This is a genomic window from Paenibacillus sp. 1781tsa1 (assembly GCF_024159265.1).
In the GTDB taxonomy this organism is placed as follows: domain Bacteria; phylum Bacillota; class Bacilli; order Paenibacillales; family Paenibacillaceae; genus Paenibacillus.
Map to the genome: position 1 here is coordinate 5,253,760 of NZ_JAMYWY010000001.1, position 14,436 is coordinate 5,268,195.

12 protein-coding genes and 1 pseudogene are annotated in these 14,436 nt (G+C 46.5%); 3 read left to right on the forward strand and 10 right to left on the reverse strand.

Annotated elements, in window-relative coordinates; all coding sequences use genetic code 11:
- Positions 1–66: 66 nt before the first annotated feature.
- The gene (locus tag NKT06_RS23650; protein ID WP_253439851.1) at positions 67–3,606 is read right to left on the reverse strand and encodes an S-layer homology domain-containing protein; all 3,540 of its coding nucleotides are present in this window, start codon (positions 3,604–3,606) and stop codon (positions 67–69) included.
- Positions 3,607–4,215: 609 nt separating this feature from the next.
- On the opposite strand from NKT06_RS23650, the gene NKT06_RS23655 reads away from it, so the two are divergent.
- Together NKT06_RS23655 and NKT06_RS23660 are read left to right on the forward strand one after the other, a co-directional pair.
- The gene (locus NKT06_RS23655) at positions 4,216–5,175 is read left to right on the forward strand and encodes an MORN repeat-containing protein (RefSeq protein ID WP_253439854.1); all 960 of its coding nucleotides are present in this window, start codon (positions 4,216–4,218) and stop codon (positions 5,173–5,175) included.
- 13 nt (positions 5,176–5,188) lie between these two features.
- Complete coding sequence (locus NKT06_RS23660) at positions 5,189–5,542, forward strand: hypothetical protein (RefSeq protein ID WP_253439857.1); 354 nt, start codon at positions 5,189–5,191, stop codon at positions 5,540–5,542.
- 130 nt (positions 5,543–5,672) lie between these two features.
- On the opposite strand, the gene NKT06_RS23665 is transcribed toward NKT06_RS23660, so the two are convergent.
- Positions 5,673–6,131: a MarR family winged helix-turn-helix transcriptional regulator gene (locus tag NKT06_RS23665; protein ID WP_253439860.1), complete on the reverse strand. Its 459-nt coding sequence runs from the start codon at positions 6,129–6,131 to the stop codon at positions 5,673–5,675.
- Positions 6,132–6,265: 134 nt separating this feature from the next.
- Between NKT06_RS23665 and NKT06_RS23670 the strand changes: the two genes are divergently transcribed.
- A complete protein-coding gene (locus tag NKT06_RS23670) occupies positions 6,266–7,144 on the forward strand; it encodes an SDR family NAD(P)-dependent oxidoreductase (RefSeq protein WP_253439862.1) in 879 nt (292 codons plus the stop codon).
- Positions 7,145–7,212: 68 nt separating this feature from the next.
- On the opposite strand, the gene pstB is transcribed toward NKT06_RS23670, so the two are convergent.
- The 8 genes and pseudogenes from pstB to NKT06_RS23710 all read right to left on the reverse strand — a co-directional run bounded on the left by pstB (position 7,213) and on the right by NKT06_RS23710 (position 14,422).
- Positions 7,213–7,968, reverse strand: coding sequence for a phosphate ABC transporter ATP-binding protein PstB (gene pstB / locus NKT06_RS23675; protein WP_253439865.1), 756 nt, complete (start codon positions 7,966–7,968; stop codon positions 7,213–7,215).
- Between the two features lie 96 nt (positions 7,969–8,064).
- The gene (gene pstA / locus NKT06_RS23680; RefSeq protein ID WP_253439868.1) at positions 8,065–8,979 is read right to left on the reverse strand and encodes a phosphate ABC transporter permease PstA; all 915 of its coding nucleotides are present in this window, start codon (positions 8,977–8,979) and stop codon (positions 8,065–8,067) included.
- Complete coding sequence (pstC, locus tag NKT06_RS23685; protein WP_253439871.1) at positions 8,976–9,944, reverse strand: phosphate ABC transporter permease subunit PstC; 969 nt, start codon at positions 9,942–9,944, stop codon at positions 8,976–8,978. Before pstC ends, pstA begins: the two co-directional genes overlap by 4 nt.
- Positions 9,945–10,049: 105 nt before the next feature.
- On the reverse strand, positions 10,050–10,913 hold the full coding sequence (locus NKT06_RS23690) for a phosphate ABC transporter substrate-binding protein (protein WP_124115738.1): 864 nt from the start codon (positions 10,911–10,913) through the stop codon (positions 10,050–10,052).
- A gap of 76 nt (positions 10,914–10,989) precedes the next feature.
- Positions 10,990–12,390 (reverse strand): stalk domain-containing protein, encoded by a 1,401-nt coding sequence (locus NKT06_RS23695; protein ID WP_253439873.1) that lies wholly within the window; start codon positions 12,388–12,390, stop codon positions 10,990–10,992.
- Between the two features lie 318 nt (positions 12,391–12,708).
- Positions 12,709–12,927: a bacterial transcriptional activator domain-containing protein gene (locus tag NKT06_RS23700; protein ID WP_301290435.1), complete on the reverse strand. Its 219-nt coding sequence runs from the start codon at positions 12,925–12,927 to the stop codon at positions 12,709–12,711.
- Positions 12,928–13,045: 118 nt separating this feature from the next.
- Positions 13,046–13,914, reverse strand: a pseudogene (locus tag NKT06_RS23705) (aldo/keto reductase).
- 76 nt (positions 13,915–13,990) lie between these two features.
- Positions 13,991–14,422 carry an RrF2 family transcriptional regulator gene (locus NKT06_RS23710; RefSeq protein WP_167434680.1) on the reverse strand — a complete coding sequence of 144 codons (432 nt, stop codon included), beginning with the start codon at positions 14,420–14,422 and terminating at the stop codon, positions 13,991–13,993.
- Positions 14,423–14,436 lie beyond the last annotated feature (14 nt).

Sequence of the window (14,436 nt, forward strand, 5' to 3'; positions counted from 1 at the left end):
AAAGGATATCAGTTTTTTATCTACTTTATATCTGCTGTAAATACGGTTAATTCTCTTTGTTACTTCTTACACGTACATGGCGAGCAACAAGTTGTAGATCATCGTCGCAGCTTCCGCTCGGGTCGTTTCACTTCCTGCACGAACCGTATGGTCCGTATATCCGCTCACAATCTTAGCCTGTACCGCTGCATTCAGTGCTTCCTGTGCCCAAGAAGGCGTCTGCGATGCATCCGTGAAACTTGGTTTAACGGATGTATCGCCTGACATGCCGGCTTGTGCATCTGAACTTGCTTTCAGCGCATTCGCCATCATGACTGCCATCTCGGCACGGGTAATGGTCCGATCGGGCTTAAATGTGTTATCGCCGTACCCTTTCACGATTCCGGCTTGCACAGCTGCGGCAATGTCGCCTTTCGCCCAGTCTGGCAGATTACCTTGATCCGCAAACGTTGTATCCGACTCCACGGACTTCAATGCCAGCGCCTTACTAAGCAACGTAACAAACTCTGCCCGGGTAATCTTCTTGGAAGGTTGGAATGTTCCATCTGTGTACCCTTGAATCACGTTCATGCCCAGCAAACGATCTGCGTAGTCGGAAGCCCAGTGTCCATTCAGGTCAGACAGATTCATTGGTACATAGCTTGACACAACAAATGTACCCAGATGATTCACATTGGCCGTTATGCTTCCTGCTGCATTCGTCTTGCCACCGATAAACACCCAGCTCTGACGAGCTTCGTTATAATAGTAGATTGCAGGTTGAGTGCCATTCGGCAGATCTGCCGAATCCACTTTCAAGCTCAATACCGCCTGATCATTCAACGTTCTTCCGCCACTGCGGCTGATCTGTACAGCTTGTCCAAGTACATACAGGGAAGCTGTATTCTGCAACTTGTCCTTGGCAACCACGGACACTTGCAACGTATCCTTGGAACCAATGGCTCCCGCTGGAGCGTTGAATTGTACGATGTCTTTCAATCCCGTTTGCACCGGCTGATTCGCTTCCACCTCAACCTTCACTTCAGTGGATGAGTCTGATCCCGTTTCAGGGTTCGTTGGTGTGGTTGGAACGGTAGGCGTTGTTGGCACACTTGGTGTACTCCCCCCTGAATTCCCACCAGAGTTGCCTCCATTACCTCCACCTGAACCCCCGCCACCATTGCCCGAGCGGGCTTGTACAGTCACGGTACGGATAACTTCCTGTGCTGCATTACCAGCGATATCCTTCACGTTATACCGAAGGGTGTAGATTCCTGCTGCTTGTGTGTTCACCGTGCCATCCACCTGCACGGAACCACGGATGCCCACATTATCAGAAGCCTGTGCTCCAGGCTCATTGTACGCGTCTCCCACATTCAGCGTCATCTGGCTGCTACCTTGCAGGGTGATGACGGGAATCTCACGGTCTATTTTAATGACCAGAGGTAGAGTATACGTTTGTTCAAGATCATCGGTTGCTCGGAATAAAAGGTTGTGCTCCCCCGGCTCCGTTATCTCCAAAGGTGTATTCTCTGTATATGGCTCGTATGTCTGCCCTCCATTACGGGACAACTCAATGATTGCAGAAGTAGCAGGCGCGTATACTGCGGCGGTTACACTGACCGTTACGGACTGGTTCGTCCATGTATCCGTGTGATACGGCTGGCCGTCAGCGGTAGTCATGTTACTTTTCAACACTAGCGCCTGATTATTCGTGCCTTCCACAATGACAGTGAACGTTTTGAGTTGAGATTCCGTGCCACGTTGCACGATTGCCGTCAGTTCCAATCGCTCATTATTGTCAGGTTGGGCTAGTAGCTTGCCCTCGTTATTCATTAGTTCCGGGTTAGAGCTGGACCAGCTAATCGTTGCACCATGCTTCCCCTCAACAGGAAGGGTAAGATCGGAATGGACCGCGTTCAGATCGCCCAGATCGATTGCTTGAAGCGTATCGGTTACCGCCTGTGCGTCACTGTACGGTGTGGCACTCACGAAAATTGGGTTGGAATAGAACCACAGATCGCGATAGTTGCTATCGTTAATTTGATTAAAACGGGTCGTTGCATCGGCTGTCGTATTTTTCGGATCAAGCTGCGGTTCACCATTGACAATCTCACCTGTCACGTTCATGCCCAGATTCGTACCGCGCAGGCGGAAATACTTGTCCTGGTCTGTAGCTTTGATCTTGTACGTGATGACATTATAGCCTTCGGCATCTGTCGTCCAATCGTTGGATGTGAAGGTAGCCAGTACTTTGGTAGAGTCGTTGGTGTCTTTGGTATAAGCGGCTGTACCCTTCTGGGCTTTAGCTGTCACATCCCCAGCGATGAGATCGACGTGATCCACCACGGGTACTTGTCCAGCGGACGTACCACTGTTGATTGGATTTTCATAGTTGTTGCTCGTCGTTGGACTCTTGAAACGAATCTTCAGCTCTACTTCATCGCCTTGGGTCACATTAAGGTCTCCACCCATCTCAACCTGAGCACCCGCTCCGGAAGCTGTGAAGTCCAGTGCGTTGATCAGGTCACCGAATACGGAAAATGATTTCCCCGAACGCAGTCCATCCAGAACAGCCTGCATACCTGTACCCTCAACCCAGGAATACGTCTTGGCATATTCGCCCGGGAAATAACCACTGGAATTCGTGCCAATCGTCTTGAAGTGGTAATCCGAATTGCCATAGTTCCAGAAGTGACGTCCTTCTCCAAGCAATGCATCCCATAGTCCGCCAACCTTGGCGACCATATAGTCTACACCGCCGTATGTACGATATTTGTATCCATCATCAGCGGTCGGATTAGCTACATTGTAGCTTGTGTTGTACCCTCCACGATCCGGTTCCATCTGGTTACCCAGCATGCCTTCGATACCGAATACAACTTGCGGAGCCAGATCGTTGAACTCACGGAAGTCTGCGACCGTATATTTGTTTTTCCCGCGTGAAGGATGATTGATCATCGCATAACTTGTCATTGGATAGTTCGTTGCGAGCCAATTGATGGCGGTTAGCGCATCCTGATGAGTCGTGTAGGCACGCCCTCCGTCCTGATCCCAATTCGCTACGTCTGCCGCATTAAACAGGTTCGCTGCGCGATTCGTGAAACGGTACTCGAATTCCTTGGCAGCGTTCAGCGCTTCGGTTGAGTTCGGCTCATCTGTAAGAATCCCCACCCCAACGTGTTCATGTGTTGGCATGTCCCATTCGAAACCGGAGAAGATCGTTTTACCTGCATATTTGCCTGCATCCTGAAGTGCCTTGATCTGTGGTACCTGATATTCATTCATTCCTTGGGACATGGGTATTGGTCCACCCGAAATGTCGTTCCCGTTGTGATCTCGCTTGGATAACCGCAAATGATCCGTAAGCGCGATCCAGTCCAGCCCATATTTGGTTAAACCCGCATCGAGCACGTTCTCCAGTGATACCTGTGCGTCATCGGACTCAAACGTATGTACATGCAAATCTCCCGTTTGCCAAGAACCTGTTGCCAGGCTGTTGGTCGGTGTGTTCTCTCCTGCATCTGCATACGTTATTGCAGCAGGGAAAGCTCCCATGACCATCCCTGTAGCCAAGGGTATAAGTGTAAGCATAGCGAGTATCTTCTTGCGTTTATTAGTGAACAAAATCGTCCCACCACCCGTTCTGAGTTGTTGTGTCGGGAGTAAATATAAGAGACTTTTGGGGGCAGGGTCAACGACCTGGGAGCGTGTATTTAAAATTTTACATATAGCTGCATTCTTTCATACTCCGTTAAAGGTTTCTCAAGCTTTTTCTAACAGAGTCATACTCTGCGCTGCTCCATATTGGGATAGTGAATCCAGGGATAATAAAGGCACTAGAGGATGATATAAAAATTCAAAGATTGTTCACGATTCAGGAAAATCCCACCACTGCTGTGGATCATTAGGAGGAGAACACGCGTAGGAGGAATGTTGAAACCGAGAACATAGTAGGTTTTGTAAAAAGATCAGAGTTGCGTATACGCTGAGTATAGAAAAAAGCACCCACAAACTACAGGCATAATGCACCTTGAAGCCGCAGGTACTTAAGGTTGAGCGGGATTTTGTTTCAGCCTTTACATTTTTACTTTTGTGAACTGAGGACGAGTTGTTTGTGAAATCAGACCGATCTCCACTTTATATTTAAACTGGAAAAATACGATACATAAACCGATAATGTTGAAGATGGCTAACAACGCAAAGATCATTATTCATTGAAGGAGTTGCACACTTTTGAAAAGATTCTATCTAGGTTTTGGATTAACGATCACCATTATCATTGGACTATTATCAAGCTCTACTCCAACAGAAGCAGCATCGAAGAAAGTAAACTTAAAATTGTCAGATGGAGCGACGTACTATGGTGAAGTTTTAAACGGGAAACCTCATGGTAAAGGAACCGCAAGATGGGGAGAAACCGAAGTTTACTCTGGAGATTGGGTGAGTGGTACGCGGCAAGGAAAAGGCAAGTATACATATACATTAGTTGAAGGTGGAGGTGTCCCCTTTGAGGATTACAATGAATCTAATATGGGCCATGGAACAGGTGAATTCACTACAAAAACCTACACCGGATCATGGATTAATGATACATATCATGGTAAAGGAAAAGAAATTACGCAATGGTTAGAAGTACAGTATCTTACTTCTGATGGCAAGGTTTACCCTGTACATGACCGTTACAACAACACCATTAACGATGGAACATTCAATCAGGGCAAGATGTCTCAGGGATATTACGCAATCCACTCTTCAGATACTGTCTCACTAGGATATACTGATCATACGACTACGATTGCTCTCAAAAATGATTATTTCAACGAGAAGTTAACCGGGGATAAGGACTTTTTTGACACGATTATCAATTATAAAAAGAAACACGGTTCTTCTGAAAAATATATTGGGATTAAACCATCCGAATTCTCCAAAGGTACATTAACTAGTGGCAAATTCACGGGGGTTACGCATCTAATCGATTATAGTAATTCAGTTAGTTATTCTAAACAAGTCATAATGAACGATAACGTATTAAAGGAGAATCTCATAACATCTACAGCCTTTGATAAAGATCGCAAGAAAATCATAAATGAATTCCTGCAAGCTATTAAGCCCTATTCAGTCAAAATCAATACCATCTCTGACGAGATTATGTCATTAAAAGACATTAACTATGAGGGAATGATCCCTAGGTAGTGGAGGTCACAAAATGAGAAAAAAGCGATGGATTGTTAGCATCGTCATTTTGATTATCATCCTTTTCATGAGCGAATTCGTGATGTTGTACTCAGGGAAGGTTGGGGTTCTCAACATAACGCAGAGAGTTATTTCAGGTGCACCTCATGTTATCGTTCAAGGGCAGACACTGTCTTACCAAGGTAAGATTCATTGGGAGGAAATCCAAAGTAGTATCGAAGAATATTCTCTAAGCGATGAAGGGACGGTTTTGTATAAAGCACAAGGCACCCCTGTCCCACCACCTTGGGTATATGTGAGAAAAGAAAACAATCAGGGATACCGTTATATGGTCCCTCAGCTCCCTTGGAACTATAAAATGATTTAAATTTGATTTACAATCGCGAGCGGACATCACAAGATGTCCGCTTTTGCTATGATTTTATAGCCTTTCTCGCTCAATGGTGACATATCCCACTTAGTTCGCGTATCGAATACAATCCACCATAGAACTCTCACTAACCATCCAATCCGTTAAACTGCCGAAGCATGGTGGTAAAACGCTCCAGTTCCTTATCATCCCATCTGGATATACGGTCATAAAAAGCTGATTCCTTCTCCTTGAGCGCACCAATCGTCGATTGTTGACCAAGTTCTGTAAGAGAGAGTAGAACCCCACGCCGATCTTCGGGATCTGGCTCTTTGCTTACATATCCCGACTTTTCGAGTTGTTTGATTAACCGGCTGACCGAACTGCGGTCCATCGCAGTAGCGTCTGCCAAAGCAGCGGCGCTTGTTGGGCCATAGGAGTAAAGCCACCGGACCAGGTGAAATGCGGCAGGTTGCAGGTTCGCATCAAAACGCTCGGCAGACCGAACGTTAAGCGCATGGGAAGCACTGATCAGTGCATGAATCTGTTCACCCAGCGCTAGCTCCAGGGTTGCTCTGTCTTTGGTTTTGATTGGATTTTCACTCATTACTGTTAATTTCCTCTCCTCAATACACGAAAGTAAACTCCCGGAATATAGTTGACAAATATCAATTAATATTTATAGTTGATTTATGTCCATTATATATTCTAACTCTATTCGTGTCAAAAGGAGACTACATTATGGAAACAACACAACCCTTTATTGTCATCACCGGAGCAACAAGCGGTTTAGGGCAGCTTGCTGCAATCGAACTCGCGAAACGCGGTGCACACCTTATACTCACAGCCCGAAGCAAGGAACGTGCAGACGCTACCAGGTACAAAATCAAGGAAACCGTGCCTTCTGCCAACATCGAATTTTTCTATGGGGACTTGTCCTTACTTAGTGATGTAAAACGTGTGGGGCTTGAGATTGCAGCCGCTTATCCGCGTATAGACGTACTTTTGAATAATGCCGGACTTCATGCTTTTGAACAGAGAGTCACGTCCGAAGGATATGCCGAGATGATTGCCGTGAACTATTTGGCACCTTGGCTGTTAACGCACACATTACAATCTTCCCTGATTCAGTCGGGCCAAGCCCGAGTCGTCAATGTTGCATCTGAAGCTTCACGGAATCATGGCACACTGGTGCTGCCAAATGACTTAACAGATATCACACCTTTTACTGCACGCGGTTCCTCTGCAATCTATGGCAAAACCAAACTGCTCAACATTATGTTTACTGGTGAACTAGCCAGACATTGGCGTGGAACCGGGATATGTGTAAATGCCTTGAATCCAGGCTTTAATGTGACAGGTCTTGGACGAGAACTATGGTTTGCAAGTGTGCTTGAGCGCATGTTAACCTTTTTGCACATTGGCGACCCACGACGGGGTGCGGATATCATAACTCGGTTGGCTGTGGAATCGAAGTATGGCGAAGTTTCGGGAGGGTATTTTAATGTGGGAAATGGAGAATCTATTATTCCTATACATCCTGGCGGAGATGAGGCCATGCAAAACAAACTGTGGATGGTTACGACACAGTTGTTGGAACAACGGGGGTTACTGGAATAATTGCAAACAGCAAAAAAGTCTTTCAGATCAGATCTGAAAGACTTTCACACTTCTCAACAATAAAACAATCAACCAAACCGGCCACTAATATAATCCTGTGTACGCACATCGACCGGCTCTGCGAACATGCTTTGGGTAGCGGAATACTCCACCACTTCACCGTTCAGGAAGAACACGGTCTGCTGGGACACGCGAGCGGCTTGCTGCATGTTATGCGTCACCATCACAATGGTATAACGCTCCTTCAATTCATGCGTCAGCTCCTCAATCTTGAAGGTTGAGACGGGATCAAGCGAAGCAGTCGCTTCATCCATCAGCAGAATATCCGGCTCCACCGCCAGCGCACGCGCAATACAGAGACGTTGCTGTTGTCCTCCGGATAGGCTTAGTGCAGAGCGCTTCAGGTTGTCCTTTACCTCATCCCACAGGACTGCGGAACGCAGGCTCTGCTCTACAATCTCATCCAGCTTCTTCTTGCCATGAATACCGTGCTGTTTGGGACCGAAGGCCACGTTGTCATAGATGGATTTGGGAAAAGGGTTTGGTTGCTGGAAGACCATGCCGATCTTCTTGCGAAGGGTCTCGACATGAACTTCACCACTGTAGATGTCGGTTCCTCCTACGGCCACTTTACCCTCAATCCGTGTGCCGGGTATTCGGTCATTCATGCGGTTCAGTGTACGCAACAGGGTTGATTTGCCACAACCTGATGGTCCGATAAAAGCAGTAATGGCCCGCTCAGGAATTTCAATGGAAACCTCCTTCAGCGCTTGAAACTGACCGTAGTACAAATTCAGTTTGTTGATCTCAATAATAGGTTGCACAAGGTGCCCTCCCGGGTTGAAATGGATTGTTTTGCAGATTCAGCTTAGACAGTTGGCGTTGATCCAGAGACGATACCGAATAACAGTATCCTCTTTTCATCGTGCTTGATTTTTGCGTGCTTTCAGCCACAGGGGCACACGGAACAGCACATTAATGAGCAACGCTACAAAGATCAGCACCGCTGTTGTTTTCTGCGCAATTTCCTGCGCATCCGGTACAATGGCTTCCGATTGAATGTACCAGAGATGTACCGCAAGGGTTCCTCCCGGCGATAACAAATTAAAGTCCCACATCTCCCCGGAGGTGGACACTCCAGCGGTCAGAATAATAACAGCACTCTCACCAAATGCTCGGCCTGCCGTCAGGCAAATCCCCGTCATGATCCCGTTGATAGCCACCGGCAACAACACTTGGCGGATCGTCTGGAGATGCGTTGAGCCCAGTGCGAACGATCCATTCCGAAGTTCCACCGGAACCGCCCTGACGGATTCCTCTGTTACCCTGGTAAGCACAGGCAGGTTCAGGAAAGCAAGGCTGACGGCTGCGCCCAGAATGGTAAGACCTATTTCGAAAAACTCCACAAACAGGGCAATGCCGAACAATCCAAAGATGATGGATGGCACAGAGGACAATCCCTCCACGCAAATACGAACGGTCTCGATCAGCTTATTGTTTGGTGCAAACTCTGCGAGATATATGCCTGCCGCCATGCCAATAGGGATAGAGATGAGCAGGGACAGAATCAACACATAGAACGAGTTGAATAGCGCCGGGCCGATCCCTCCCCCTTCTTCAATCTCACTAGGAACACCATAGAGAAAATCCCAGCTTAGCAGAGGCAATCCTTTGTTGAGCAGCAAAAATAACAGTCCCACAATAAACAAAATGACGACGATGCCAACGCCCCATACCATGCCTGTAAAGAGCCGATCCATCACCATGGATGAACTTCTCCGTTTGCCAAAAGAATACGATGGTATGATAGCGTTCGCCTGCTTCTTCACACTCATACGTTGCGGTCTCCTCTCTTCTGAAGCAGTCTTACGATAACAATCATCAGAATCGAAATTGCGAGTAGGATAAAGCCCATCATGTACAGACCATGATTCCAGGTGGAGTCGAATTCAACGCTGGAGATCTGCATGACGATATTACTCGTAAGCACGGCTGTTGGCGTGAACAGACTATTCGCGAGTTGTGCTGTATTACCAATGACCATCACCACCGCCATCGTCTCACCGATCGCACGAGTCATGCCAAGAATGACGGCGTACATAATCCCGCCTTTTGCAGCAGGTAAGACCACACGAGTCACGGTCTGGAATCGGTTCGTACCAAGTGCATAGGCCGCATCACGGTATTTGTTCGGCACAGCAGATATGGCATCATCGCTAATCCGGCTAATCGTGGGAAGTACCATAATAGTCAGTACAATGGACGCTGCGAGCAATCCGTCAGCCAGATCACGACCACTGATATCCCTTAGCCAAGGGATGAGGATCGTCAGCCCCAGAAAACCGTATACCACAGAAGGAATACCCACCAGTAGATCCAATACAGGACGCAAAATATGGCGAAGCCATTTGGGTGTCATTTCAGCCAGAAACACAGCAATGATGACAGAGAGCGGAATGGCGAACAACATGGTGAGACCCGTAAGAGCCAGTGTGCCGAGGATGAAGGTCAGAGCACCATAATGTTCATTTTCCGGGTCCCAGTTGGTGGAGAAAAAGAATTCACGCAGCGACACATCCGTAAAGGTGAGCACACCCGTACGAAGCATGAGAATTAAGATACATAAGAGAACCAGACATACAAAGATCGTACTGCCGATACATACCATGCGAAAAAGGTTATTGGACCACCTTAAACGCGTCTTACGGTTAAACCGCGTACCCGATTTAGCGGCCTTACCAATGCTCGTACCAAGCTCACTGGGGGCTGGGCTGTTCGGGGATGGATTCAAATCGATCATGAAGTGCTCTTCCTTTCACATAGAGAAGCCAGCTTGCGACCGTGCGCAGAAGCTGGCTATCCCTTTTCTTATGAAATGTGAGAATGACGAACGTTTGAAGCTCCGTTATTTTACAGCCGCAAGCGGAATGAATTTCAGCTTTTTCAGGGAACCGTTCTGGAACTTGCTGCTTTGGATGTAATCGATGAATGCTTTGGTTGCACCGGTTGGTTGACCTTTGGTCATGTAATATCCGATACCCCATACTTTGTAGGTTTTGTTCAATACGTTTTTCTCTGTTGGTGCAACGCCATTGATGGATACAGCCTTCATTTTGCTAGTTACATAAGGAAGGTCAATATATCCAATCGCATTCGGTGTCGTTTCAATGGTTGTTTTCATATCGCCGCTGGAGCCAACTTCTTTGTAGTTGTCGCCTTTGCTCATGAAATCTTTACCGTCGAGCGCTTTTTGCTGGAAGTTGACCCGTGTGCCAGAACCGAACTTGCGGTTAACAACAACGATGTTGGCATTAGCACCGCCGACGTCTTTCCAGTTGGTCACTTTGCCAGAGAAGATGTCCTGCAATTGTTTCGTGGTCAGACTGCTTACACCCACATTCGTGTTAACCACTGCCGTAAATACTGTCACTGCTACTGGATTAGCAACCATTCCATCGAATTTCTTGAAGCCAGGCACATCCTTGGATGCGTCCCAGTCCACAGCACCGATGTCGGCAATCCCTTTACGTACAGATTGAGGACCTGTAATGGAACCCGCGGCGGAAGCCGAGATTTTGACTTTGGGATGATCTTTCTTGAACTCACTCGCAGCTTGAAGCGTTAAAGGAAGCAATGCCGAGGAACCGTTGATGACAATTTTACCTTTCTCCGTGCTCTTGGCAGCAGATGCCGTCGTTGCGCCTCCAAGTCCACCAATTAGCGATACAGCCATAAGCATGGCCGTGAAGGGTTTGATCCATTTTTTCATGTTCGTTGAAACTCCTCTCAAATTATAAATCATTATTTAATTTCAACACGTACTTATCACTCATGGATCAAAAAAATCACTTCGTAATGGCTCTCCAGCTACCACCCGCTTGAACCAAAACCCGGTCGTTTTCAATCACGGCGATTTGTGATCCAGCAACGGTAATGGAGGATACATCGGAAGATACGGTATACAGTTTGGTTTGTTTTCCTGTTACCGTGTCGATGGAAATAATGACGCTGTTGCTGTCATCCTGCGCAGCCAGTACGTACACGACGCCACCCGACAGAATCGCTTGCTCTACATCGTGAACGCCATACACCGTTGTTGCCTCCTGGGATGAATCCACCAATTGCAGCGAAGCATTGCCGTCCTCGGACGGTACACTTACGTAGTAGGCTTTCTGCCCGTCAACGGACCATACAAACACTTTGTCATCGGTTGAAGTCGTTAATTGCGTCGCTTCAGGCTTCGATATACCGTTGTTATACGAAAATATATGCTGTTGATTGGCTGAAAAGTCGATAGACACGTTGTCTTCATCTACATTGGTAGCATCGGAGGTTACCTTGCCAAGTGTCGTCACCGTGTAAATGAATCTTTTGCCATCCGCAGACACATTCAGGTTTTCTTTGTAATCCACTTTATCTTCAACCAGTTTCTTAATCGCGCCATCAGACAGATTCAGACTCGCAATCACCGACCCTTTATCTCCTTGCAGGAAATAAATTGCACTTTCGTCCGCAGACCATACCAATTCCGGTTTGATACTCGTGTCACTTGTGACCAATCTCGAAGCCTTTGTCTTCAGATCGATAACGTAGACAGCCCCTTCCGCATTCGTATACGCCGCTTGACCGCCACTCGGAGAAACGACCAGATCCGATCCGCCATCTGTCGTTAACAACAGCTCATATTTACCACTAGTGGTATTCACAAGATAATCGGTTCGGCCATTGTCATCACTCTTGGAAACGATCAGCTTGTCCGCTCCGGCAAAACGGGGATTCTCCGCACCTTCGAGCAATGCTACCGTGCTAACCTCAAGCATTCCACTTTTCTTGACGATTGTACCGCCAACGCTGGATACCAATGGTCGGAGCGCAACGTAGCTTGTACCTCCAATGATCGTAACCGGTTGATTCAAATTGACTTTGTTGCCATTAACCAGGAGTTGTTTGGCATTATTCTGGAGTGTCACCGTGTGACCATTTAGTTTGATCACCGTTGTTCCACTATGTACTTCCGCCTGCGCACCGATGGCCTTGGTCACATCACGAAGCGATACAAGTGTCTCGCCATTCTTCACGATGGAACGAACGATAACGCTACTTCCGTTTATTGTAAACGTGGAGTTTTGCACCTGAGCTGTACTAGCCGCAGGTTTCACTGCTGGAGCAGCTGATACTGCACTGACCACAGAAGTGGTTAACACTGTGGCTACCATGGACACTACTAACACCTTTTTCATTGACATTGGCTTTGGTCACCCTTCTTTTCTCCATATAATTTGCCTTGTATGCCGTGCCCTGCTGTCTGGTATGCTGCATGTATCATCCATATGAGAGCTTGTCTGCCTCATCCCCCCAAACTTCCACGTTCATAGTAAAAATGACCTATTACGTTTGTAATTATAGGAGCGAATTGTAAACGGGAAATCCTGGAATTGTTAGCGCATTGTCAATGTTTTCATATAAACAAAAAACGTGTGCTGGAAGGCATTCTCCAAGACACGTTTTTTGGGAATTTCAGATCATCATGCATACGTTGAATCATTGCTACTACTCCTTACCGTTCAAGCTTTAATCTGCTCATATAATCGTGTGTTCACTGAAGAAGGACGAATATGCAACTCACTTAAGCGTTCTTCAAGATCGCGATAGATACGTAAGACATGGTCATGATTACCCATGGACAAGTATGCTTGCATGGCACAACGATACGCTTCTTCTTCATAAGGGGAATGCAGCATGGCACGTTCTGCTGCTTCTGCTGCCTTCTTGCCGTTATGCAGTACGCTAACAAGGGATGCCCTTTGTCATATTCATGACGTATGGGACATCCCTAGCTAGCGTTAATGATTTATTCATAAAAATTAGATATTCCAATGCAAACTGATTGATTGCTTCGTTCTACCGAATGAAAAGTTTCATCAAGGCATTAAAAATCGGATTTACAATATAACCTGTCGGATGGATTGAATACCTTTTACTCGAGTTCAGACGATTGATCTTCTCCATTTCCTCAGCGGACAGCTCAAAATCAAAGATCTCACTATTCTCTCTGATCCGCTTTGGATTAGATGATTTGGGAATCAGGATAACGCCCCGTTCCAGATGCCATCGCAATATCACTTGAGCCCCGTCTTACGATGATGATCCGCGATTTCCTTCAATACCGGATGCTGCAATAATACTTTATTCCCCTGACCTAACGGACCCCACGCCTCATGTAAAATCTGATGTTTGTCCATATAGGCTCGTAGTTCATTCTGCGGAAATTCCGGGTGCGTCTCGATCTGGTTGATCATCGGCAAGATTTTTGCGTGCTTCCTTAATTCTTCCAGATGCTGAATCTCAAAGTTCGCGACCCCAATGACTCTGATCTTGCCTTCCTCATATAATTCCTCCATGGCTTTCCATGTTTCGATATACTTTGGCGAAGCAAAATGGATTAAATACATGTCGAGGTAATTAACACCCAGCTTGTTTATCGTTTTCTGGAAAGCTTTCTTGGTCGCTTCATAGCCATGATCTGTATTCCAGACCTTCGACGTGATGAAGAATTGCTCACGCGGAATTGGACTATTCCGGATTTCTGTTCCCAACGCTTTCTCATTCCCATAGATTCGGGCAGTATCAAAATGTCGGTACCCAACCTGAATGGCCTCCCGAGTCGCTGTTGCAAATTCTGCTTCTTTTGTTATTTTGTAAACCCCGAATCCCAGTTGAGGAATAGAAACTCCGTTTCTGGCTTCAACCACTTTAGTATGCAAATTCATTTTGACTACTCCTCTCAAAAAAAAAATCGTAATATACTTGATATATATTATATCTAGTTAAAGCCAAAAAAAGGGGTTAACCCTTCTTCTCTTCATGGAACAGATCGGTTAACCGTATGTCTTTTAAATAATTCTGCATGGCGATCTCCGCGCCTTCAAGATGATGAACGACTTTTTGTTTCACGTCATCCACGTCTTGTCCCTGGAGTGTTACATCGGTATGAACTTTAAACAAGTCTTTGCCGGGTTCAACCGCCAGGAATACATCCAACATCGTGATTTCCGATAACGGCTGAGCAAGCAAGATGCCGCCCTTGGCCCCCTCTTTGGCCATTGTCAGTTTGGCATTATTCAGGTTGCGAATGACTTTTACCGTCGTCGGAACCGGAATATTTAATTGCTCCGATATTAACTTGGTGGATAAATAATTCGAACAGTTCTCCTCGGATAAAGCGTGGATATATAGAAGAATAGAGATTCCCTGTGATAAGGCTGTAGAGTATGCCATTTGATTCATCCTAA